Here is a 21515-nt window from a genome sequence, read left to right on the forward strand (position 1 = left end):
TTTGCTTATGAACCTATTGGCTCCGGATCGAACGGATGTGGGTCTGGTCGGATCGCTTTAAACAGTGAGTGATAGAACTACGTGAACTTAACTCTTTGGAGAGGACATTAACGCGACGAAGTGGCGTGATGACCTGGACGGAGCACCCAACCATTAATCTGTATCGATCATTATTGCACGGATTGTATGGTATATGGTCGAATGGAATCTCATCGAATATATGGAAATTCCATCCCATGTCCGCATACCCCTATCTCGCCCACTGGAAAGAAGAGATCAGCCGGAGTCGGAACGCGATTTACATGACGCTGGCCGATGCCCTGGCGCTTTCCATCCGCAAGGGCGACCTGCGGGAAGGGGACAGGCTACCGCCACAGCGAACGATCGCAGAATATCTTGGCACCAATCTGACGACCGTGACCCGCGCCTTTACCGAGGCCCGCCGACGCGGTCTGATTGACGCAACGGTCGGGCGGGGCACTTTTGTGCGTGTCGGTGCGGGGGAAAGCCACTGGCGCCATACGGGACCGGCTGTGGTGGATCTGACCATGAACCTGCCGCCGATCCCGCAGGATCCGCCGCTTCAGCGGCTTATCCAGAGCGATATTACGGCCATCCTGAAGCAGCAGGATCTGAACAGCCTGATGTCATACCGGGTGACGGGTGGCACTCTGGAGGAGCGCCAGCTTGGCGCGAAATGGATCGCGCCCGTGATCGGCCAGCGGCGAACGGACGAAATTCTTGTCTCACCGGGTGCCCAGAGCGCTCTGGCGGCCATTGTCAGCACCCATACCCAGCCCGGCGATGTCATTGTCACCGACCGTATTGCCTATCCGGGCATCCGGACCATAGCAGCGCAGTTTGACCTTATTCTGGTTGGTGTGGATAGCGACATGGAAGGCATGATGCCGGACCAGTTGGATCGGGTCTGCGCCGAACATCATCCCCGGCTACTTTACTGTATCCCGACCATCCACAATCCCACCACGGCCACCATGTCGCTGCAAAGGCGCAGGGACATCCTGAAGGTCGCCCAGCGCCATCATCTGCATATTGCGGAAGATGATCCCTACAGCCTGCTGATGGACAACCCGCTCCCGGCGCTGGCGGCCCTCGACCATAGCCGTGTCAGCTACGTGGCCACCCTCGCCAAGACGCTCAGCCCCGGCCTGCGCACGGCCTATGTTGCCCTGCCCAATGCGGACATGACCCGGCGCGTTACGGCAGCCATCCGGGCGATCGCGCTCACCAATGCCGGTCTGCTCAGCGCGCTCACGGCGCGATGGATGCAGACGGAGCAGGCGCATACAATCCTGCATGCCATCCGCAAGGAGCTGCGCCTGCGCCAGTCCATTGCCCGCAAGGTTCTGGGTGAGGGGCACTGCATGAACCCCGACGGCCCGCATGTGTGGCTGAAATTGCCGGACTGGTGGGGCAGTGCGGATTTTGTGGCGTATGCCCGCAGGCAAGGCCTGGCGCTGGTGCCCAGCACCGTTTTCACCATCAGCGGCGAGCCGCCGCAGCGGGCGCGCATTGCATTGGGCAGCGCACCGGATGCTGCAAGCCTTGAGGAATCCCTGCATGGCGTGCTGTCGGTCCTGCAACACAAACGCTCACCCGGCTTCGCTGATATTGTGTGACCTGCGCGCAGTGTCTGGAATCGATCGGAACATCTGATTCCGGGGTGCGCCATGCGGGCATATGGAAAAACAAAAAGGCACTTCATTCACGACTGCGTGATTATAAAATCAAGCTAAAACAGATTCTTATGGATGCCCCTTACGATTGTATGGTTGTCGTATATTTTTTGTATGTCTCTGTTTTGGCAGGATGGCGGCATGTGATCTGATTTGATCCGTTTGTACCCTTTTCATGAGGCATATAATATTTTGGCTCTCTGCCATCCCGTGCCACGTTTGCCTCGGCAACACGGTCAGCCCCGGCTCCCTGCCGGAGACCGCAGCACACGGGAGAGATACCATGCCGAAAGTCGAACACGCTCCGTACAAAGACGGCGACTGTTTCGTCAATTATGAAAACAAGGTCTTTGAGGACATCAAAGCCAAACCCGGCGAAAAAGCCCTCATAACCTTCCACACCGTCGCCAATGAAGGCTCGGTCGGGTTCGTAAACCTGCTGCAGGCCACCCGCCTGATCCGCAAGGGCTTCGAGACGTCGGTGCTGCTGTATGGGCCGGGCGTGACCCTTGGTGTGCAGCGCGGCTTTCCCCGTCTGGGCGACGAAGCCTTTCCGGGGCACATGAACTGCAACAAGCAGATCGCAAAAATCCTCGAAGAGGGCGGCAAAGTCTATGCCTGCCGCTTCGCGCTTCAGGCCCTCTATGGCTACGGCGAGCAGAACCTGATCCCCGGCATCACGCCCATCAATCCGCAGGACGTGCTCGACATCATCCTGCTGGCCCGTCGCGACAACGCCTTCATCCTCAATACCTGGACCCTCTAAAGGCCGAAGGGAGGACCGCAAGCCATGTCCCGTATCGTTCGCGCCGCAGCCATCCAGATCAGCCCCGTCCTTGGTGACGATGGTCTGGGGACTGCCCGGAAAGTCTGTCAGGCCATCCGCGAGGCCGCCGAAAAAGGCGTGAAACTGGCGGTCTTTCCTGAAACCTTCGTGCCCTATTACCCCTATTTCTCGTTCATCCAGCCGGCTTTCCGCTTCGGTGGGGAGCATCTGGAACTCTACGAACGCGCTGTCGTCATTCCCGGTCCGGTCACCGACATGGTGGCAGAGGCTGCGCGCCAGACCGGCATGGTCGTCGTGCTGGGCGTAAACGAGCGCGATTTTGGCACGCTCTACAACACCCAGATTATCTTCGACGCTACGGGTGAAATCCTGCTCAAACGCCGCAAGATCACGCCCACCTACCATGAGCGCATGGTCTGGGGGCAGGGCGATGGTTCCGGGCTGAAAGTGGTAGAGAGTGCGGTCGGTCGCATCGGCGCACTGGCCTGCTGGGAGCATTACAATCCGCTCGCCCGCTACGCGCTGATGACCCAGCACGAGGAAATCCATTGCGCCCAGTTCCCCGGCTCGCTGGTAGGGCAGATATTTGCCGACCAGATGGAAGTCACCATCCGGCATCATGCGCTGGAATCCGGCTGCTTTGTGGTGAACGCTACGGGTTGGCTGACGGAAGAGCAGATCAAGGAAATAGCGGGCGACCCTGCGCTGGAAGGGCCGCTGCGGGGTGGATGCTTCACGGCCATCGTCTCGCCTGAAGGGAAGCTGCTCGGCACACCGCTGACGGAAGGCGAGGGGATGGTGATTGCCGATCTTGATTTCGCTCTTATCACCAAGCGCAAACGGATGATGGACTCTGTAGGACATTATGCACGACCTGAACTGCTTAGTCTGCTTCAGGATCGGCGGCCTGCCCGTACCGTTCATTACGTTGGTGAAGCCGATCCGGTTCCCACATCTACAGATGAGGCTGCGTCATGACCATTCCGACGCTCGGTACACTTTCTGGTCGCAAGCTCGTTACCGATCTCCAGTCCTTTGGACTGCAGATCGGCGAGCAGACCGGCGGCATTGCCCGCAAGGGAGGCGCTGGTCCTTCGGATCACAAGACGATCACCATTGCGGGCCAGACCGTCATGGTTCCGGTCTATACGTCTGGCGCGCAGCATTCACCGTTTCAGGCCAGCCCGCCAGACCAGCACGGGACCAGCATGCTGCTACGCGATGGGCGGGCAGTAGGTACGATCCATTTCCCGGCTGCCCCGCGCTTTTACGGGCTGAGCACGACAGACGGTATTCCCTACTGGAAGATCGCGCTACTGCATGGCCGTGACACGCTGGCGACCACGGTGCACCAGACCTGCATCCGCTATGCCGACCGGCGCACATCCTGCCAGTTTTGCGCCATTGGCCAATCGCTGGAGGCGGACCGGACGATCGCTTACAAGACACCGGCGCAGCTTGCCGAAGTTGCCAAAGCTGCTGTGGAACTGGACGGCGTGCGCGACATGGTGCTGACGACCGGCACGCCCAATGTGGTTGATCGGGGTGCTGCCGTGCTGGCGGAGTCAGCGCGTGCCATCAAGGCGGCGGTGGATCTGCCGCTTCAGGTTCAGTGCGAGCCGCCACGTGATCACGGCTGGTTCCAGCGTTTGCGGGAAGCCGGAGCCGATAGTCTGGGTATGCATCTCGAAGCCGCTACGCAGGTAGTGCGTGAGAAGATCATGCCGGGCAAGGCCACGGTCAGCGTCGATCGCTATATGGACGCCTTTGCTTCCGCCGTACCGATCTTCGGGCGCGGGCAGGTTAATACCTACATTCTGGCAGGCCTTGGCGACAGCGCCGAAGATATTCTGGCTCTGGCTGAACGGCTGATCGCACTTGGGGTCTATCCCTTCGTGGTGCCGTTCGTACCCATTTCCGGCACACCGCTGGAAAATCACGCACCGCCTTCCGCCGACTTCATGAAGTCCGTACTCGCACCGCTTGGGCGGATGTTGCGGGATGCGAACATGAAATCCACCGACATCCGCGCCGGGTGTGGCCGGTGTGGCGCCTGTTCCTCCCTTTCGGCTTACGAATAATGACAGCGATCCTCGAAGGCGTGGACGACCGCCCGTTCATCCCGACCGAATATGTCGTGCGGCTGGCCCGCACGCCGTGGGAACGGGCTGGCTACCATGCGCTGCGCCGCGACGTGTTCTGCACCGAACAGCAGGTCTTTGCCGATGATGACCGGGACGCAATCGACGCGGTTGCCATTCCCATCATCGCGGCGTGCTGCATGGCGGGCATGCCGGACCGGGTGGTGGGCGCCGTGCGCATCCATGAAGCTGAGCCCGGCGTCTGGCGCGGCTCCCGTCTGGCCGTCCATGAAGACCATCGCAAACTGGGACGGATCGGCGCGGAACTCATCCGCATGGCGGTCAGCACGGCGCACGGGCTTGGGGCCACGCGGTTCCTGGCCCAGGTACAGGAACAGAACGTGCTGTTCTTCCGTCGCCTGTACTGGAAAAGCCTTGGAGCCATGACCCTGCATGGGCTGCCACATCACGACATGCAGGCCGACCTCTCACGCTATCCGGCGCATGGTCAGGATCAGACCTGGCTGCTGCGCCCGCAGCCCCGTAACCGGCAGGTGGCATGATGGCACACGAACTGACGACACTGCTGCGCACGCTTCGACACGGTCGGGCCCTTGCGGGCAAGCAGGATATTGCCGAAACCGTCGCAATTCTTGGTCGGGACACAAGCGATGGTATCCGCCTAGGAGATGACTGCGCCGCCATACCGGATGGCGATGGCTATCTCCTGCTGGCCAGCGAGGGGTTTCAGGACAGCTTTGTCCGCTCAATGCCGTGGTTTGCCGGGTATTGCGGCGTGATGGTCAATATCAGTGACATCGCGGCGATGGGCGGTCGCCCTGTAGCTGTAGTGGACGCGCTGTGGAGCGATACGTCCGAGGCGGCCGCGTCCATTCTGACTGGTCTGCATGAAGGTGCGCGCACCTATGGCGTGCCGGTTGTCGGCGGCCATACCAACATGCGCAGCACCCATAATTCGCTGTCAGTCGCGATCCTTGGCCGTGCCCGTCATCTGCTGACCAGTTTCGATGCCCGACCGGGCGAAGTCCTGATCGCCGCCATCGACCTGCGCGGCCGCTGGCACGACCCGCACCCGTTCTGGGATGCCAGTTCCGCACTGTGTCATACTGAGGGGGCGGCACGCCTTCGAGATGATCTCGATCTCTTGCCCGGCATTGCCGAGGACGGGTTGAGCCGCGCTGCCAAGGATATCAGCATGGCCGGACTGCTGGGCACCGCGCTCATGCTGGCCGAATGTTCGGGTATCGGCATGACCATCACGCTCGATGACATTCCACGTCCCGACGATGCACCAATGGAACGCTGGCTGTCCGCATTCCCCAGCTATGGCTATCTGCTGACAGCCCGGCCCGAGGATGCCCGGGCAATTATCGCACGTTTTCAGGCACGCGGGATCACTGCCGCCATCATCGGACAGTGCGATATGACACGACGCCTTGATATCATATGGGACGGGGAGAAAGAAACCTTCTGGGATCTCGCCCGGACGCCGCTCATGGGGTTTGTGTCATGAGTCTGTCCATTGGCATCCTGACCCATTCGACCAATCCGCGCGGTGGTGTGGTGCACGGCATGGCGCTGGCGGAAGCCCTGTGTGACGCGGGCCATGACGCAACGCTGATTGCGCCGGATGTAACCGGGGCCGGTTTCTTCCGCACGCCCCGCTGCGCCACAAACTGCATCCCGGCCGTGCCTGAGACCGACCTGCCAACGCTGGTGGAACGCCGCATTGGCGAGATCAGGGACGCCCTGCGTGGGCAGCATTTTGACGTGCTGCATGCGCAGGACCCGATCAGCGCCAATGCACTGGCCGAACTGGTGGAAGAGGGACGGATACCGGGCTTTGCCCGCACGGTCCACCATCTTGACCATTTCACGCACCCGGTCCTTGCCGCGCGGCAGGAACGGGGGATCAGGGCGGCGGCCGAACTGTTTACCGTCAGCACAATGTGGGAAGATGTCCTGCGCAACGACCATGGCCGCGAAGCCCCGGTCGTGGGCAACGGGGTTGATCCCGTGCGCTTTTCGCCCGTAGAAACCGCGCACGATGCCACGTTGCGGGCGCGGTATCATCTGCCTGCGGGCCAGCGCCTGATCCTGTCCGTGGGCGGGATCGAGCGGCGCAAGAACACGTTGCAACTGCTCGACGCATTTCTGGCCCTTCGCCGCGAGCGGCCTGATGTGCATCTGGTGGTAGCAGGCGGGGCCTCGCTGCTGGATCATTCCACCTACCGCACCCGGTTCATGGCGCGTCTGCGCGAAAGCGGTGCGGCCGATCATGTCACCATTACCGGGCCGGTTGCGGATGAGGACATGCCTTCATTCTACCGGCAGGCGGACGTGCTGGCCTATCCATCCGTAACCGAAGGGTTCGGGCTGTGCCCGCTGGAAGCCCTGGCCTGCGGCACGCCTGTTATTGTGCCGGCAATCACACCTTTCACGGAGCATTTTTCGGCAACGGATGCGCTGTGGTGCCAACCGGCGCGCCCCGACACCTTGTTCATGGCGTTGCGCGACGCCCTGCGCGTCGAAAGCCGTGACCATTTCCGGGCTAGCGGCCCCGCAGCGGCCCGCCGTTTCGACTGGAGCCACGTCGCCAGTCGGCACCTCCCCGCATATCGGTGTCTGGCAACGCGGTCGCGCACTGATGCCATTGCTTCAGGAGCTCTTTCACCATGCCCGAAATGACCTTTCGTGTGCGCTGGCCCGATGGGAAGGAGACTGACTGTTACTCCCCGTCGCTGGTCATAAGGGACCACTTCACGCCCGGTCAGGATTATCCGGTCCGGGAGTTTCTTGAAAAGGCGGACACCGCCCTGACGGACGCCAGCGAGCGGGTTCGCGCCCGCTACGGCTTCCCATGCAGCCGCGCCCTTGGCCAGCTTCAGGCCATAAGGCAGGCCGGTGCGCCTTTTCTGAACCAGTCCGACGCGCAGGTGCGCGTCCTGTCTTTCAGTTATTGAAACGAAAAGAACGACCATGACACAGAACGAGAAAAGCATCCCCGTTATCATCGTGGGCGGCGGACAGGCCGGGCTCTCCATGAGCTGGTATCTCTGCCGCGAGAAAGTGGAGCACATCGTCTTTGAGGCAAAGACGGCCTGCCATTCGTGGGACGATGAACGCTGGGACAATTTTTGCCTGGTCACACCCAACTGGCAGTGCGAACTTCCCGGTCATCCCTACAAGGGGAAAGACCCGCACGGCTTCATGGTGAAGCAGGAAATTATTGACTACGTGAAGGGCTTTGTCGCCTCCTTCAATCCGCCCCTGCGCGAGCACACAGCCGTTACCTCCATCACCCGCCATGAAGGTGGTGGCTATCGCGTGGTGGCAGGTGGTGAGACGTGGCACGCGAAGCATGTGGTCATCGCATCGGGCGCGTATCAGGATGCGGTGATCCCCGGTTACGCCAGCGCGATCGACCCTGCCATCCATCAGGTTCACTCGCAGGATTACCGCAACGCGGCCCAGCTGCCTGAAGGGGCTGTGCTGGTCGTGGGCAGCGGCCAGTCCGGCGCGCAGATTGTCGAGGACCTGTTCCTTGAAAAACGCAAGGTCCACCTTTGCGTCGGCTCCGCCCCGCGCGTCTCGCGCTTCTACCGTGGCCGCGACGTGGTGGACTGGCTTGCGGACATGCATTTCTATGATCTGACGGTGGATAATCACCCCCTGCGTGACGGCGCACGCGACAAGACCAATCATTACGTCACGGGCCGAAATGGAGGCCATGATCTTGATCTGCGGCTCTTTGCCAAGGAGGGCGTGGGCCTGCATGGCACGCTTGAGACCATTCGTGACGAAATCGCGCACTTCGCGCCGGATCTTGCGGAAAACCTTGATGATGCGGACAAGACCAATGCCGATATCAAGAAATCCATTGACGCCTACATTGCTCGTGAAGGGATTAGTGCTCCCACCGAAGCGCCCTATGTACCCGTCTGGGAGCCCGATGGTAGCAACGCGCCACTGGACCTGAAGGCCGCGGGCATCACCTCGATCGTCTGGTGCATTGGCTTCCGACCGAACTATCGCTGGATTGACGTGCCGGTCTTCAACGGGGCCAACAAGCCGGTCTGGCATCGCGGCGTGACCGACGCGCCGGGATTCTACTTCCTCGGCCTGCCGTGGCTGCACACATGGGGATCGGGACGGTTCTCCGGTGTCTCGCGTGATGCGGCGTGGCTGGCCAGCCAGATCACCGGCAAAGACGTGCCCGTAGCCTGAACGGAGGTAAGCGCCATGCTTCCATGGACCACATATGAAGTGATGTATGACTCAGCCCTGAACCAGCCTGAGACATTCTGGCTGGATGCGGCACAGCGCGTCACATGGAAGCATCCGCCAGTGACCGCATGCAGGGCACGGGCGGATGGCTGGCATGACTGGTTTCCTGACGCCACGCTCAACACCTGCCACAATGCCGTGGACCGGCATGTTGAAAATGGTCGCGGCGGACAGACCGCCCTGATCTGGCATTCCTGCGCCACCAGGGAACGGAAGGTGGTAACTTACCGGGAACTCCAGGGTAGGGTAGCCGGGTTTGCCGGTAGTCTGCGCTCGCTCGGGGTGGAAAAAGGCGACCGTGTCCTGATCGTCATGCCGACCATGATCGAAACGACTATTGCCATGCTGGCCTGTGCGCGGATCGGTGCCGTACATGTCGTGGTTTTTGCGGGTTATGCCGGGCCTGAACTGGCGCGCCGGATTGATGACGTGGCGCCGAAAGTCATCATCACCGCCAGTTGCAGCTTTCAGGGGCAAACACCCGTTCCATCCGTACCTGCCCTGAATGAGGCGCTGGCCAAAACAGCGCATAGACCGCAGGCCTGCGTGATCGTGCAGCGCAAAGTCTGTCCGGCCTCACTTCTGCCGGTGCGGGATCATGATTTCCATATGCTGGAACTCTCCGCGCCAGCAGAGCCGGCCCTGCTGCGTTCCGAAGATCCTCTCTATATTCTTCACACATCTGGCACGTCAGGTCATGCGAAAGGTATTGTGCGTGACAATGGCGGTCATGCCGTAGCCCTCGCGCTGTCAATGGAACTTATCTATGGCTGTAAACCCGGCGATACTTTCTTCACCACATCGGATCTGGGCTGGGTCGTCGGCCATTCCTATGGCGTCTATGCGCCGCTGATTAGCGGTTGCACCAGCGTAATCGTGGAAGGGGGCGCATCTGCTTCCGTCATTCACGCGCTCTGTCATGAGCACGCGGTGAAATGCCTGTTCACGACGCCAACACAGATGCGACTCATGCGACAGGAAAGCCGTCATCTGTCAGGAGCGATCCTGCCCGCACTGGCCCGCATTTTCGTGGCCGGGGAGTATGCAGACCCGACCCTGCTGGACTGGGCGCGGTCTCATTTTCGCAAACCCGTGGTCAATCACTGGTGGCAGACCGAAACCGGGTGGAGCATCACAGCCCATTTCTTTGGCCTGCCCGAGCGCGAGCCGGTCTCGCTTATGAATGACATTGGGCGGCCCGCACCGGGATTTCGCCCGGCCATCGTGCCGTCCATGCCGGGTGAACAGTGCGGGGAGATTGTCCTGTCCCTACCGCTGCCACCCGGCTGCCTGGCTGGCGTATGGAAGGATGGAGCGATCCATGTTCCCACAGCTTACCTGGACGAGACCGGCCAGTATTATCGTACCTTCGACGAAGGCATGATCGAGGCCAGCCGCGCCGTGCATATGCTCGGGCGTTCCGATGATGTCATCAAGGTCGCAGGACGGCGGATTTCCGGCGTGCAGGTCGAAAAGATCATCGCCACCCATCCAGCCGTTCATGCGTGTGCCGTAGTTGCAATTCCGGACGAACTGCGAGGGCAGCGACCTGTCGCTTATGTGGTTCCAGATCCCGAAGCGGAATGCGCGCCTTCTTCCGAGGAAATCGTTGCGCGGGTCAACGAAGTCCTCGGGCGCTGGATTGGCCTGAAAGAAGTCCGCTTCGTCAGGCATCTGCCGACCACCGTATCAGGAAAGATCACGCGGAAACGCCTGCTGGTCTCTTGACGTGAGCAGTATCGTAACGGGCTAGAGGGCCTTCTCATGCCGGAACATGCGGTGTGGTTGGATCAACCGGGTCGGCTCTGGGTTCGGAATCTCTCTTTCTGCCCCGGACTGGATTTTATCCGGGGCAGAAAACACACATCCCCTATCAGGCGACACGGATCAGCTTACGGTTGATGAACTCCTCAATACCCAGGAAGGACAGTTCGCGGCCAAAGCCCGAATTCTTGATCCCGCCAAAGGGCAGTTCGGGTGCTGCGGCCGTGGCCGTGTTGATGAACATCATGCCGGTCTCGACCGCTTCGGCCACCCGTTCCGCCCGGCCAAGGTCGCGGGAGAACACAGAACCGCCGAGGCCATAGGGGGAATCGTTGGCCAGTTCGATGGCCTCATGTTCGGATGCGACCTTGTGCACGACGGCAACGGGGCCGAAAATCTCCTGATAGAAGACCGGGTTGTCCTTTGACACGTTGGTCAGGATGGTCGGCTCCATGAAGAAGCCCGTCCGCTCCATCCGCTTGCCCCCGGCCTCCAGCGTCGCCCCTGCCTTGACCGCTTCTTCGGTCTGCGCCAGTGCGGTGTCGAGTGCCTTCCTGCTGCTCATCGGACCATGGGTGGTACCCTCGGCCAGCGGGTCGCCGATGCGGAACTGCGTGATAGCTTTCTTCAGCCCCGCGAGGAAAGCGTCATAGACCTTTTCATGCACGATCATTCGTTTGGCCGCCGTGCAGACCTGCCCGTTATTGGCGAAGCGCCCCCACGTTGCCCATTTGACGGCGAGTTCAAGGTCCGCATCATCCAGCACGATGAAGGCGTCGCTGCCGCCAAGCTCCATCGTGTCCTTCTTCAGCGCCGCACCCGCTTCGGCCGCGACCGTCTGGCCCGCGCGTTCGCTGCCCGTCAGGGCGACGCCACGGATGCGGACATCCTTGATCAGTTCAGCGGACTGGTCATTGTCGAGGAAGATGTTGGTATAGACGCCGACAGGCGCACCTGCATCGTGGAACAGCTTTTCAAAGGCCAGCGCGCATTGCGGCACGTTGGGCGCGTGCTTGGCGATGACCACGTTACCCGCCATCAGGTTCGGCCCCGCTACGCGAGCCAACTGATAGTAGGGGAAGTTCCATGGCTCGATGCAGTAGATCAGGCCAAGCGGCTGGTTGATGATCTTTGCGTGGCCTTCCTTGACCTTCAGATGCGTGGGGGCGAGGAATTCTGCCGCGCCATCGGCATAGAAGGACAGGATATCGGCGGTAATGTCGATTTCTTCCAGCGCGTCAGGCAGCGCCTTGCCCATTTCGGTCGCGATCAGGCGCGCATGCGCCACCCGGTCGCGGCGCAGCAGGGCGGCGGCCTTTGACATGATGACCTTGCGGGCTGCGATGTCGCGCTTTTTCCAGTCGGTCTTCCACACATGGTCCGCGCGATCCACAATCGCCTTCATCTGTGCGGCGGTATGCAGTTCAAACGTGCGTTCCACGGTTTCCGTGGTCGGGTTGAGGGTCTGGTAAAAACTCATTGGTCCGTTTCCCTGTTTATTGATTGTGGAAAGGATAGTCGGTGTAGCCATGTGCGCTGCCGCCATACATCGTCGCCGGGTCCAGCAGATTGAGCGGCCAGTTATGTTCCAGCCGCGCAGGCAGATCCGGATTGGCGATGAACTTCCGGCCAAAGCCGATCACGTCCGTCCATCCATGACCCAGCACATGCTGTGCCTTGTGCAGGTCGTACCGGCCTGCGCACAGAATGCGGCCGCCAAAGATGTCGCGCACGCTGGCGCGGAAGGCATCCGGCATTTCGGGCGCATTGTCCCAGTCAGCCTCGGCCAGCGAGACATAGGCGATGCCTGCCTCTGCCAGCACGCGCACGGCTTGCGTGTAGGTCTCCGCCGGGTTGTCTTCCAGCAGGCCGAGATACACGCGCTCTTCCGCGGTCGTGCCGAACAGCGGGGAAAACCGCACGCCCAGCCTGTCAGGCGTGACCACGGCGGAGACGGCCTCGACCACTTCACGCAGGAAGCGCAGGCGATTGGACAGACTACCGCCATAGGCATCGGTGCGGAAATTGGCCCGTTCGGATAGGAACTGGTTGATCAGGTAGCCATTGGCGGCGTGGATTTCCACTCCATCGAACCCGGCAGACAGCGCATTACGTGCTGCCTGTGCATACATCTCCACCATTGCATGGATTTCAGGAACGGTCAGCGCGCGCGGCATGTCGGGCGGCACCAGCTTTCCCGTGCCCGGCCCCGTGGGGATGAACACGTTGACACCCGTTGCGGCCACGGCGGACGGGGCGATCGGTGCCTCATGACCGGGCTGCAATGCCCGGTGGGACACGCGGCCAACATGCCACAACTGTGCGAAGATGGGTCGCCGCTTTGCGTGTACCGCATCGGTGACCAGTTTCCAGCCCGCGACCTGTTCAGGGGAGTAGATGCCCGGTGTCCAGGCATAGCCCTGTCCGCGGGGTTCGATCTGCGTGCCTTCGGTAATCAGGAAACCCGCCTGAGTGCGCTGCGCGTAATACTCGGCCATCAGCGCGTTGGGAATATCGCCGGGCTGGGTGCTGCGGCAGCGTGTCAGCGGTGGCAGGAAGATCCGGTTTTCAAGCGACAGGTCGCCCAGCCGCATAGGCCCGAATAAAGAAGATGAAGACATGATCAACCCTGTTTACAAATGCAGGCCATCCGTCCGGCCCGCATGTAAACATTGACCCAGCCAGCGGCGTGCGCAAGAACGCACATAAACCGCCACTAGTGTCAGGAATGATACCATGCCCCGCATCCGTCATACCACGCTGGCCTGCAGTCCCGGCTGCACGGTGGAAGCTACGCTCGAACTGTTTGGGGGTAAGTGGAAGGCGCTGATTCTGTACCACCTGTTCGAGGACGGGGTGCTGCGGTTCGGCGAACTGCGCCGCCGCCTGCCCAACGTCACACAGCGGATGCTGACCAATCAGTTGCGCGAACTCGAGGCGGACGGGCTGGTGTCACGCACCGTCTTCCCCGAGGTGCCCCCGCATGTGGAATACGCCCTGACCGATCTGGGAAAGACGCTGAAGCCGGTCATTCAGGCGCTCAAAACGTGGGGAGATCGCTATGCGCATTCTGTCCAGCGGAACAAAGCTGCTGATTGAGATTGGCTGCGAATATTTGCAGAAATCAAGGAGACGGCTGGCTTCATTTTCCTCGCGATGGAATAATCCATCATCAGACAGCCCGAGATTCCGGGAAATACGATATTTGATGATTATTCATCGCCGAAGTATTGATCGCCTTCAGGACGTGAGCAGACAGAGACTGGACATTGCCGGTTCATTCGGTCGCGACTTGGCTGATTGCCGCCATAAGAAATGCCTGATGGTGGGGGACGCGCTATTCCATATTCCGGAAAAAGCGCTGTTCTATTTCAAGGAAGCAGTCCTGATCGTGGCCTCCAGCCAAGCACTAATGCGGGTAATGACCTCTGCCTCAATGCCAAAATAGCCGTGTGGCGTAAGCGAACCACAGTTCTTTTCAGACCGGGTTGTACCGCCTGCCACCATTAACACGGTGACTTCACGACTGCCTGTCATGGCTGCGCCAATTCGCTTTGCGTCCTGTGGCGGGGCAACATTGCATCGGTCATCGCGATTGGCGACAACGAGAACAGGCGCCTGCACCTTCTCTGGATGGGCGCTGAAAACGGTTTCCCCGCTGACGCCCATAACGGATACCGATTCAGTCAGCACGACACCGGCAATATCCCCTGAAGCGGCATGGGCCGCGCCATTGACGGCTGCAATGGCGCCCTGGCTTGTACCAAGTAGAAAAACAGGCCCTGAGTCCTGTCTATGCACGAAAGCGATGATATCCTCGATAAGTTGGGCATAACGCGCGGAACTACGCTGCCCTCGAAGATTGCGGTGACCAACTGTGTCCGGAATGAGAACCGCATAGCCGCGCTTGTTCCATGCCTTGCGCGTTCGCACGACGAAGTTGTCACCATGCCGGATGCGCCCGTCCTGCCCGAGGCCGATGTCACCTATGCCGCCCGGGAACATGATGATCGTTGCCTGTGGCCGGGCCGGAGAACCGAAGACGGCCCTGATAGACCCGCCAGCATTGAGAGGGATATTCATGACACGTTCATTGATACCCGGATCTACGATATTGGCAGTGATCCCCGGGGCAATGTGGTCGCTGGCATAAGCCACTATTGGCAGGAGCGCGCAGGCAGTCACCACGATCATCGTGCAGTGCAGGTATTTTGACATGGGCCTATGGAGACTGGTTATGATCATCTCATCCTGTGTCCGGGCCCACTATCGCTCATCGCCCGAAGACCAGACGTGGTCTCCGAGGCGCTTCGTATATCACTGTGGCGTTCCATTTGTGGAATGGCCAGCCTTCAGATGGCCTGACCGCCGGAGACTTCGATCCGCTGCGCGTTGACCCAGCGATTATCCTCGGACAGGAGCGAGGCGATCATCGGGCCGATATCATCGGGAAGTCCGGGACGCCCAAGTGCGGTGATCTCCGCGATATGACGGGCAATGTCCGGATTGTCCCGCACCATGCCCCCGAGAAATCCGTCTGGATGGCACCCGGCGCTACCGTATTGACGGCAATGCGGCGTGGGCCGAGTTCCTTGGCCATGTAGTGCGTCATGACTTCCACCGCACCCTTCATGGCCGCGTAGGCAACCCTGCCGGGATAGGCGAAGCGTGTCAGGCCCGATGAGATGTTCACGATCCGGCCACCATCCGCAATCAGCGGCAGCAGGGTCTGCGTCAGGAAGAACGGCCCTTTGGCGTGAACGCGGTAGGCGGCGTCGAAATCCTCTTCCGTCACTTCGCCAAACAGCCCCTCATGGGACGTGCCGGCCATGTTGACCAGATAATTGAAACGCTCTGCTCCCCATTCGCCCAGCACCCGCCGGACTTCGTCGGCAAAGGCAGGAAAGGCGTGCGTGTCACCGGTGTCAAGTTGCAGGGCCACCGCGCGGGCGCCGCTGCGCCGGACATTCTCAACCACCTCATCGGCTGCGGATCTGTTGGTGTGGTAGGTGAAGATGGACGAGACGCCGCGTCGGGCGAGGGCCTCAACGGTGGCGCGGCCCAGTCCACGGCTTCCGCCGGTGACGATGGCAATGGTGTTTGTTGCAGGCATAGGAATCTCCAACTGGTGAGGGACCAATCTTGGTCACACCATCGGCCGTTCGATAAGACAGCACTTTCGGTCAGCATTGTTTTGCGGCATGGAATAATCCCATGGACAGGCTTGCCACACTCGACCTCTTCGTCCGCATTGTTGACCGCAGCAGCTTCAGCGCCGCGGCAGCCGATTGCGGCGTCTCCCGCCCGGTTGCGACCGCTGCGATCAAGGCGCTGGAGCAAAGGCTCGGCACCCGACTGCTGCAACGCTCCACCCGCCACGTCAGGCCTACCGAGGAAGGCGCCGCCTATTATCGCCGGTGTGTGGCGATCCTGGCGGACCTTGAAGATGCCGATCGTGGTGCGAGTGGGGCTGTAGCCGGTCTGTTGCGCGCTGACGTCATTGGCCGTCTGGCGCGCATGATCCTGCTGCCAGCGCTGCCGGCCTTCCTTGCGCGCCATCCGGCGCTAACCGTTCATCTTGGCGAGGGCGAACGGTTTGTCGATCTGGTGCGCGAAGGGGTGGATTGCGTGGTCCGGACCGGAACCCTGCCGGATAGCGACATGATCGCCCGGCCGCTGGGCGTGATGGAAGAGGTGACGGTCGCCAGCCCGAACTATCTGGCGCGGCACGGAACGCCTGCCTCCCCCGACGATCTGCAGGGGCATCAGATGATCGGCTTCGTATCCTCACGCACCGGCCAGCCCCTGCCACTGGAGTTTACGCGCGGAGATGAAGTGATCGAGGTCTCGCTTCCCGCACGCCTGCTGGTCGGCGGCGTTGATACCTATGCCGAAGCGGCCAGGCTTGGCTTTGGCCTTGTGCAGGTTCCGCGCTATGGCTTTGAGGATGACCTTGCAAATGGCACACTGATTGAAGTCTTCCCTGATTTCCCACCCACGCCAACGCCGGTTTCTGTGCTTTATCCGAGCAACAGGCAGCTTTCCCCGCGTGTACGGGTGTTCGTGGATTGGTTGGTGGAAATTATTGGCCCGCGACTTCATCGACAATGCGCGTAAGCGTCCCTATGCGGGTGCAAAGGCGAGATAGAGCGAGATTGTTGCAATCGAGAACACGGTGGAGGCGAGGACGACACGTCCGGTAAGGGCAGCTTCCCGGTCATAGAATTCCGCCAGCATGAACGAGCCGGTTCCTGTCGGGAGTGCGGCAAGAAGCACGGCAATATGTGTCATTGCTGGCGGCAAATGCAGCACGGGCGCTGCGATGATCCATGTAACCAGAGGCTGGGCGATCAGCTTCAGGCCGACAAGAATGGCAGCAGTCGACGGGCGTGCAGACGCAGCACCGGCCGAATTTCCGGCAAGGAACAGACCGAGGGCGATCAGGGCGCAGGGGGATGCAGCCCCGCCGAGAAGCTTCAGGAAGGCATGAACCGGTTCCGGCAGGTGGCCACCGGATACCATGACAAGGCCACCAAGTGCTGGCGCCACCAGCAAAGGATTTTTCACCAGCGAAAAGAGCGTTTTCGCAACGATGTCGCGCGGTCGTGCTTCGGTCTGCAGTCCGGCCTCGATCAGAACAATCGCTATGACAAACAGCACACAGACCGTTACGATCGTGGCGATGAGCGTCGGCGCCATGCCGGTAACGCCGACAAGAGACAGGACAAGCGGGAAACCGACGAACCCTGTATTGGCATAGCTCGCGTTCAGTCCGTCAATGGCGGCATCGGCAAGATGATGTCCCGTCGACACCCGCCACCACAGCGTCCCGGCAAACACGATAAAACAGCCGAGCGTGAACGCCGCAATGAATCCCGGCTCCCACAGATCGGTCATTTTTGCATTCGCCACGATGTCGAATAGCACCGCGGGCAACGCAAGATAGACTACGAGCCGATTGACCTCGCGCGTGGCATTGGGACCCAGCGCACCCGATTTGCGTGCGATCCATCCGGTGAGGATGAGGGCAAAGATAGGCAGGACGATCAGCAGATTGTTCAGCATCAGGGATCTCGGGCGGTCAGCAAAAGCGTGACGCTACCGGACGCTATTGATATAATCCAATGCTCATATGGTTCACGATTAATGCTGTCAGGGTATCAGATGGACACGCGGCATATGCGGTATTTCATGGCTCTGGCGGAGACGCTTCATTTCGGTCGGGCCGCCGAGCGGATGAACATGAGCCAGCCGCCGTTCAGCCGCCAGATTGCGATGATCGAGCGCACGTTGGGCGTGAAGCTGTTTGAACGAAACTCGCGCAACGTGGCGCTGACCCCGGCCGGGGAACACTTCATGAAAGACTGCCGAAACGTGCTGGGGCAGTTTGAGGACGCCTGTCGTGATGTCAGGCTGGTCGCCAGCGGCATGAAAGGCGAGATGCGGTTTGGATTCATGATGCATGCCGCCCACAGTGTCGTGCCGCAACTCGTGCAGCTTTATGCAGAGGCGAGGCCGGACGTCCGCCTTGTGCTTGATGAACGCACGCCGACAGAAATCGATGAGATGCTGGTGGCTGGAACACTGGATGCCGCCGTAACATTTGACTGCGGATATGCGCCACACCTGCAGACCGTGCTGCTGGCCAGGGAACGGTTACGCATCATCATGCAAAAGGACCATCCCCTTGCCACGACCGGGCAGATTGGTCCTGAGGGACTCCGCGAGGAGAAGATCATCGCGGCACCTGCCGCGACGGCGCCGGCTCTGCGATCCGCGATCAACAGCTATTTTTCGGCCAGGGGAATTGTCCCGCATGTCGTGCTTGAACCGCGGTTGCAGCACACGATCATTCAGCTTGTTGCAAAAGGGTTGGGCGTAGCCCTCATCCCCGCATCGCTGTGTACCGAACTGGGGGCAGGGCTGATATCACGGGCTTTGACAGATGCGCCTCAACTTGACGTTGTCCTTCGCGCGCCGATCACTACAAAAAACCCCGCAGTCTCGACATTTATGGAAATCGGTAAATCGATACAACGGGCTTTACTCTAAATCCACGAAATCTATGCAGGAAACCAGTTTCCAATATCTTCGCTCTCCATATTCCATCGTCATGAATGAAGTAATTTTATGATGTCTTCCGATGCCAGACCCAGACCAAGCATAATCATGATCACTCCGGATATGTAGCCGGTCACGATGGATGCTCTGGGGCGGCTGCTTAATATTGTCCGCGCGCCAGATCCGACCATCAGATAGATGGATACGCAGTTTATTGTATGAATGATGCCCAAGATCCCGATCTTTAAAAAAATCGGCCATGATGAACCTGGATTTGTAAACTGGGGCAGAAGGGTGAGAAAAAACAGAAGAGCCTTTGGGTTCAGGCCACTGATGGCGAACCCTTTGGTAATCCAGCGTCGCGCACCAGTTTCCCGTTCATGTCCCTCTTTTGGCAAGGGAGGATGACGCAGCAGGGAAATGCCCAGTTTTATGAGATAGGCCGCGCCTGCAAATGTCAGAATGGTGATCGCAAGCGGCATGCTGGCGACAAGCGCACCGATACCGCCCGCGACTGTTCCGGTAATGGCGATATATCCCAGGAACAGACCGAACACAGCGGGAACGACTGCGGCATGATCACGTATTCCGGCAGAAATGACATACGCCCAGTCAGCACCAGGAGTTGCGGCAAGGAGGATGGAGATCGTCCAGAAGGCAAGAAGTGTATGCAAATTCATCGAAAATGCGTCGCTTTACAAGAAAACCCACAGGGATACCAAGGTGTTTTCATGGTCTCCGGTTACGCTCCGGATCGGATGGGAGAGATGGCAGGATAGCGCGGACCAGCGGGCATGGGGTTGCGTTTATGCCAATTGAACCATCAATATCTGGCATTCAATTGCGCTAGTGCACTCATTCCTGATATAAGATGCCAATGAAACTGGATGCGATCGATCGGCGTATTCTTCGTGTTCTTCAGGAAGATGGACGCTGCCCCAACAATGAGCTTGCCAGGCGCGTCGGGCTTTCTCCATCGCCATGCCTGCGCCGCGTGCGGCTGCTGGAAGAAAGTGGCGTCATCGAGGGGTATGTCGCCGTCGTTGATCCCGCGAAAGCTGGGTTTGGTGTGACGGCTTTTGTCAGGATATGGCTGACGGGAGAAGACGAGAGACAGTCCGAGCATTTCGTCGAGGAAATTGGGAAGCTTCTGCAGGTGACGGAAGCGCATGTCCTTGCGGGAGATTGTGATTTCCTGTTGCGCGTTGTTGCAGAAGACCTTCCAGGACTGAGACGTTTTCAGAGTGAACACCTTGCACGGATCAAAGGCGTGCGGAGTATGAAGACCGACATCCCTCTCCTGAAGGTCAAGAACGCAAGCTTTGCATAAGATATCTCACCCATCATGCTGGAGATGATGAGAGTGTCCGATCTTCTGTGTATAATTGATCTGGTCCATACTTCACCGAAAGGAAGTATGAATGACCATCTCGAAGGAACTCCTGGACGAATTGCTGACGGGCGTGAAGCGTCCTGAAGACCTGCTCGGAGACAGCGGGTTGCTGAAGGAGCTGAAAATTCGGCTCATGGAGCGTATGCTGGGTGCAGAGTTGAGCGCGCATCTGGGCTATGAGGAAGGCAAGGCTGCCCCGCCGGGCCAGTCGAACCGGCGGAATGGCTCCACGACCAAGGTGCTGAAAGGCCAGGACGGCGCCTTTCCGGTGACGGTGCCGCGCGACCGCGACAGCAGCTTTGAGCCGGAGCTTATAAAGAAGGGCCAGACCCGGATCGACGGGATCGACGACAGGATCATCGGTCTCTATGCCGCCGGTCTGACGGTCCGGGACATCCAGACCCATCTGCTTGATCTTTATGGCCTGAAGGTCTCTCCCGACCTGATCAGCCGCGTCACCGATGCCGTGCTGGACGAGGTCCGGGAGTGGCAGGGCCGGGCGCTGGATCGGATGTATCCCATCGTGATCTTCGATGCCCTTCGGGTAAAGATCCGCGATGCTGACAGCCGGACCGTTAAAAACAAGGCGGTTTACGTTGCTCTCGGTGTCACCCGCGAGGGAGTGCGCGAGGTTCTGGGGCTCTGGATCGCCGAGAATGAAGGCGCCAAATTCTGGCTTTCGGTCATGAACGAGTTGAAGAACCGGGGCATCCAGGACATCCTGATCGCGGTCGTGGACGGGCTGAAAGGCTTTCCCGAGGCCATCACCGCCGCCTTTCCCGAGGCGATGGTTCAGACCTGTATTGTTCACCTGGTGCGCCACAGCCTGAACTTCTGCTCATGGAAGGACCGTAAGGCCGTGGCTGCCGACCTGCGCCGGATCTACGGGGCCGCCACCGCTGACATGGCGGCCGCCGAACTTGATGCGTTCGAGGGGAAATGGGCCGGGAAATACGCGTCGATCGCCCCGGCATGGCGCCGGGCATGGCCAGAAGTGATCCCGTTTTTTGCCTTCGATCCGGCGATCCGCAAGATCATATACACTACGAACGCCATCGAGAGCCTGAACCGGGTCATCCGCAAATCGATCAAGACGCGCGGTTCGTTCCCGACCGACGATGCCGCAACGAAGCTGATCTACCTGGCGATCCGCAGCTTCGAGAAAGACGGGCGGAATGTTCGGGAATGGTTTGCAGCCCGCAACCAGTTCGCCATAATGTTCGGCGAGCGCTTCGCCGCTTGAGTATCTGAAAACCCATGGGCCAGGCCAGATACACAGACTTCAGGACACTCCCGCCTCTGGCCCTGTATTATTTTGGCGACAGCCGCGTTGAACGCGACAGGGTGTTGAAGAACACGATTTCAGGAAACGTGACGATCAATGGTACATTGATGCATTATGTGCAGACGATCTGCCGTTTGGC

Annotated in this window: 20 protein-coding genes and 1 pseudogene; 15 read left to right on the plus strand and 6 right to left on the minus strand. The window is 59.9% G+C overall.

The features are described 5' to 3' along the window. Positions 1–236 precede the first annotated feature (236 nt). The 10 genes from FMA36_RS18775 (at position 237) to FMA36_RS18820 (ending at position 10601) form a co-directional block, all read left to right on the plus strand. Positions 237–1640, plus strand: a complete 1404-nt coding sequence (locus FMA36_RS18775) for an aminotransferase-like domain-containing protein (RefSeq protein WP_159264427.1) — start codon at positions 237–239, stop codon at positions 1638–1640. Between the two features lie 340 nt (positions 1641–1980). Then, positions 1981–2463 (plus strand): MSMEG_0572/Sll0783 family nitrogen starvation response protein, encoded by a 483-nt coding sequence (locus tag FMA36_RS18780; protein WP_159264429.1) that lies wholly within the window; start codon positions 1981–1983, stop codon positions 2461–2463. A 24-nt stretch (positions 2464–2487) separates the two neighbouring features. Further along, positions 2488–3462, plus strand: a complete 975-nt coding sequence (locus FMA36_RS18785; RefSeq protein ID WP_159264430.1) for a Nit6803 family nitrilase — start codon at positions 2488–2490, stop codon at positions 3460–3462. Further along, positions 3459–4565, plus strand: a complete 1107-nt coding sequence (locus tag FMA36_RS18790; RefSeq protein WP_159264432.1) for an MSMEG_0568 family radical SAM protein — start codon at positions 3459–3461, stop codon at positions 4563–4565. Before FMA36_RS18785 ends, FMA36_RS18790 begins: the two co-directional genes overlap by 4 nt. Continuing rightward, the gene (locus FMA36_RS18795) at positions 4565–5128 is read left to right on the plus strand and encodes an MSMEG_0567/Sll0786 family nitrogen starvation N-acetyltransferase (RefSeq protein WP_039733280.1); all 564 of its coding nucleotides are present in this window, start codon (positions 4565–4567) and stop codon (positions 5126–5128) included. The genes FMA36_RS18790 and FMA36_RS18795 overlap by 1 nt, the downstream gene beginning before the upstream one ends. Beyond that, a complete protein-coding gene (locus FMA36_RS18800; RefSeq protein WP_197461670.1) occupies positions 5125–6099 on the plus strand; it encodes a sll0787 family AIR synthase-like protein in 975 nt (324 codons plus the stop codon). The genes FMA36_RS18795 and FMA36_RS18800 overlap by 4 nt, the downstream gene beginning before the upstream one ends. Continuing rightward, on the plus strand, positions 6096–7274 hold the full coding sequence (locus FMA36_RS18805) for an MSMEG_0565 family glycosyltransferase (protein WP_159264434.1): 1179 nt from the start codon (positions 6096–6098) through the stop codon (positions 7272–7274). The genes FMA36_RS18800 and FMA36_RS18805 overlap by 4 nt, the downstream gene beginning before the upstream one ends. Further along, the gene (locus FMA36_RS18810) at positions 7262–7549 is read left to right on the plus strand and encodes an MSMEG_0570 family nitrogen starvation response protein (RefSeq protein ID WP_130732860.1); all 288 of its coding nucleotides are present in this window, start codon (positions 7262–7264) and stop codon (positions 7547–7549) included. The genes FMA36_RS18805 and FMA36_RS18810 overlap by 13 nt, the downstream gene beginning before the upstream one ends. A gap of 16 nt (positions 7550–7565) precedes the next feature. Then, positions 7566–8813, plus strand: coding sequence for an MSMEG_0569 family flavin-dependent oxidoreductase (locus tag FMA36_RS18815; protein ID WP_159264435.1), 1248 nt, complete (start codon positions 7566–7568; stop codon positions 8811–8813). A 15-nt stretch (positions 8814–8828) separates the two neighbouring features. Further along, complete coding sequence (locus FMA36_RS18820; protein WP_159264436.1) at positions 8829–10601, plus strand: AMP-binding protein; 1773 nt, start codon at positions 8829–8831, stop codon at positions 10599–10601. A gap of 145 nt (positions 10602–10746) precedes the next feature. Here the strand turns inward: FMA36_RS18820 and FMA36_RS18825 are convergent, their stop codons facing one another. Next, positions 10747–12117: an NAD-dependent succinate-semialdehyde dehydrogenase gene (locus tag FMA36_RS18825; protein WP_159264438.1), complete on the minus strand. Its 1371-nt coding sequence runs from the start codon at positions 12115–12117 to the stop codon at positions 10747–10749. Positions 12118–12133: 16 nt separating this feature from the next. Next, positions 12134–13258: an alkene reductase gene (locus FMA36_RS18830; RefSeq protein ID WP_159264440.1), complete on the minus strand. Its 1125-nt coding sequence runs from the start codon at positions 13256–13258 to the stop codon at positions 12134–12136. Between the two features lie 115 nt (positions 13259–13373). On the opposite strand from FMA36_RS18830, the gene FMA36_RS18835 reads away from it, so the two are divergent. Further along, positions 13374–13736: a winged helix-turn-helix transcriptional regulator gene (locus FMA36_RS18835; protein WP_159264443.1), complete on the plus strand. Its 363-nt coding sequence runs from the start codon at positions 13374–13376 to the stop codon at positions 13734–13736. A 267-nt stretch (positions 13737–14003) separates the two neighbouring features. On the opposite strand, the gene FMA36_RS18840 is transcribed toward FMA36_RS18835, so the two are convergent. Next, positions 14004–14855 carry an alpha/beta hydrolase gene (locus tag FMA36_RS18840; protein ID WP_159264343.1) on the minus strand — a complete coding sequence of 284 codons (852 nt, stop codon included), beginning with the start codon at positions 14853–14855 and terminating at the stop codon, positions 14004–14006. A 134-nt stretch (positions 14856–14989) separates the two neighbouring features. Next, positions 14990–15750, minus strand: a pseudogene (locus FMA36_RS18845) (SDR family NAD(P)-dependent oxidoreductase). 101 nt (positions 15751–15851) lie between these two features. On the opposite strand from FMA36_RS18845, the gene FMA36_RS18850 reads away from it, so the two are divergent. Continuing rightward, positions 15852–16754: a LysR family transcriptional regulator gene (locus tag FMA36_RS18850; protein WP_159264346.1), complete on the plus strand. Its 903-nt coding sequence runs from the start codon at positions 15852–15854 to the stop codon at positions 16752–16754. Positions 16755–16760: 6 nt separating this feature from the next. On the opposite strand, the gene FMA36_RS18855 is transcribed toward FMA36_RS18850, so the two are convergent. After that, positions 16761–17702 (minus strand): AEC family transporter, encoded by a 942-nt coding sequence (locus FMA36_RS18855; protein WP_159264348.1) that lies wholly within the window; start codon positions 17700–17702, stop codon positions 16761–16763. A gap of 99 nt (positions 17703–17801) precedes the next feature. Here FMA36_RS18855 and FMA36_RS18860 point away from each other — a divergent pair, with 99 nt between their 5' ends. Beyond that, complete coding sequence (locus tag FMA36_RS18860; RefSeq protein ID WP_159264350.1) at positions 17802–18689, plus strand: LysR family transcriptional regulator; 888 nt, start codon at positions 17802–17804, stop codon at positions 18687–18689. A gap of 59 nt (positions 18690–18748) precedes the next feature. Here FMA36_RS18860 and FMA36_RS18865 read toward each other — a convergent pair whose 3' ends face one another. Beyond that, positions 18749–19378 (minus strand): LysE family translocator, encoded by a 630-nt coding sequence (locus FMA36_RS18865; RefSeq protein ID WP_159264352.1) that lies wholly within the window; start codon positions 19376–19378, stop codon positions 18749–18751. 197 nt (positions 19379–19575) lie between these two features. Here FMA36_RS18865 and FMA36_RS18870 point away from each other — a divergent pair, with 197 nt between their 5' ends. After that, entirely contained in the window at positions 19576–20028 is a 453-nt protein-coding gene (locus FMA36_RS18870) for an Lrp/AsnC family transcriptional regulator (RefSeq protein WP_159264354.1), read from the plus strand. A 91-nt stretch (positions 20029–20119) separates the two neighbouring features. Beyond that, positions 20120–21334, plus strand: coding sequence for an IS256 family transposase (locus tag FMA36_RS18875; RefSeq protein ID WP_159264356.1), 1215 nt, complete (start codon positions 20120–20122; stop codon positions 21332–21334). The last annotated feature ends 181 nt before the right edge of the window (positions 21335–21515 follow it).

Origin of the sequence: Komagataeibacter xylinus (assembly GCF_009834365.1) — a bacterium.
GTDB classification, from domain to species: Bacteria; Pseudomonadota; Alphaproteobacteria; order Acetobacterales; family Acetobacteraceae; genus Komagataeibacter; species Komagataeibacter xylinus_D.

Coding starts and splice junctions, on each gene's coding strand:
- FMA36_RS18820 (WP_159264436.1), top strand. CDS start 8,829: ATGCTTCCATGGACCACATATGAAGTGATGTATGACTCAGCCCTGAAC.
- FMA36_RS18810 (WP_130732860.1), top strand. CDS start 7,262: ATGCCCGAAATGACCTTTCGTGTGCGCTGGCCCGATGGGAAGGAGACT.
- FMA36_RS18840 (WP_159264343.1), bottom strand. CDS start 14,855: ATGTCAAAATACCTGCACTGCACGATGATCGTGGTGACTGCCTGCGCG.
- FMA36_RS18830 (WP_159264440.1), bottom strand. CDS start 13,258: ATGTCTTCATCTTCTTTATTCGGGCCTATGCGGCTGGGCGACCTGTCG.
- FMA36_RS18780 (WP_159264429.1), top strand. CDS start 1,981: ATGCCGAAAGTCGAACACGCTCCGTACAAAGACGGCGACTGTTTCGTC.
- FMA36_RS18865 (WP_159264352.1), bottom strand. CDS start 19,378: ATGAATTTGCATACACTTCTTGCCTTCTGGACGATCTCCATCCTCCTT.
- FMA36_RS18850 (WP_159264346.1), top strand. CDS start 15,852: ATGGACAGGCTTGCCACACTCGACCTCTTCGTCCGCATTGTTGACCGC.
- FMA36_RS18785 (WP_159264430.1), top strand. CDS start 2,488: ATGTCCCGTATCGTTCGCGCCGCAGCCATCCAGATCAGCCCCGTCCTT.
- FMA36_RS18805 (WP_159264434.1), top strand. CDS start 6,096: ATGAGTCTGTCCATTGGCATCCTGACCCATTCGACCAATCCGCGCGGT.
- FMA36_RS18775 (WP_159264427.1), top strand. CDS start 237: ATGTCCGCATACCCCTATCTCGCCCACTGGAAAGAAGAGATCAGCCGG.
- FMA36_RS18855 (WP_159264348.1), bottom strand. CDS start 17,702: ATGCTGAACAATCTGCTGATCGTCCTGCCTATCTTTGCCCTCATCCTC.
- FMA36_RS18790 (WP_159264432.1), top strand. CDS start 3,459: ATGACCATTCCGACGCTCGGTACACTTTCTGGTCGCAAGCTCGTTACC.
- FMA36_RS18815 (WP_159264435.1), top strand. CDS start 7,566: ATGACACAGAACGAGAAAAGCATCCCCGTTATCATCGTGGGCGGCGGA.
- FMA36_RS18860 (WP_159264350.1), top strand. CDS start 17,802: ATGGACACGCGGCATATGCGGTATTTCATGGCTCTGGCGGAGACGCTT.
- FMA36_RS18875 (WP_159264356.1), top strand. CDS start 20,120: ATGACCATCTCGAAGGAACTCCTGGACGAATTGCTGACGGGCGTGAAG.
- FMA36_RS18795 (WP_039733280.1), top strand. CDS start 4,565: ATGACAGCGATCCTCGAAGGCGTGGACGACCGCCCGTTCATCCCGACC.
- FMA36_RS18800 (WP_197461670.1), top strand. CDS start 5,125: ATGATGGCACACGAACTGACGACACTGCTGCGCACGCTTCGACACGGT.
- FMA36_RS18835 (WP_159264443.1), top strand. CDS start 13,374: ATGCCCCGCATCCGTCATACCACGCTGGCCTGCAGTCCCGGCTGCACG.
- FMA36_RS18825 (WP_159264438.1), bottom strand. CDS start 12,117: ATGAGTTTTTACCAGACCCTCAACCCGACCACGGAAACCGTGGAACGC.
- FMA36_RS18870 (WP_159264354.1), top strand. CDS start 19,576: ATGAAACTGGATGCGATCGATCGGCGTATTCTTCGTGTTCTTCAGGAA.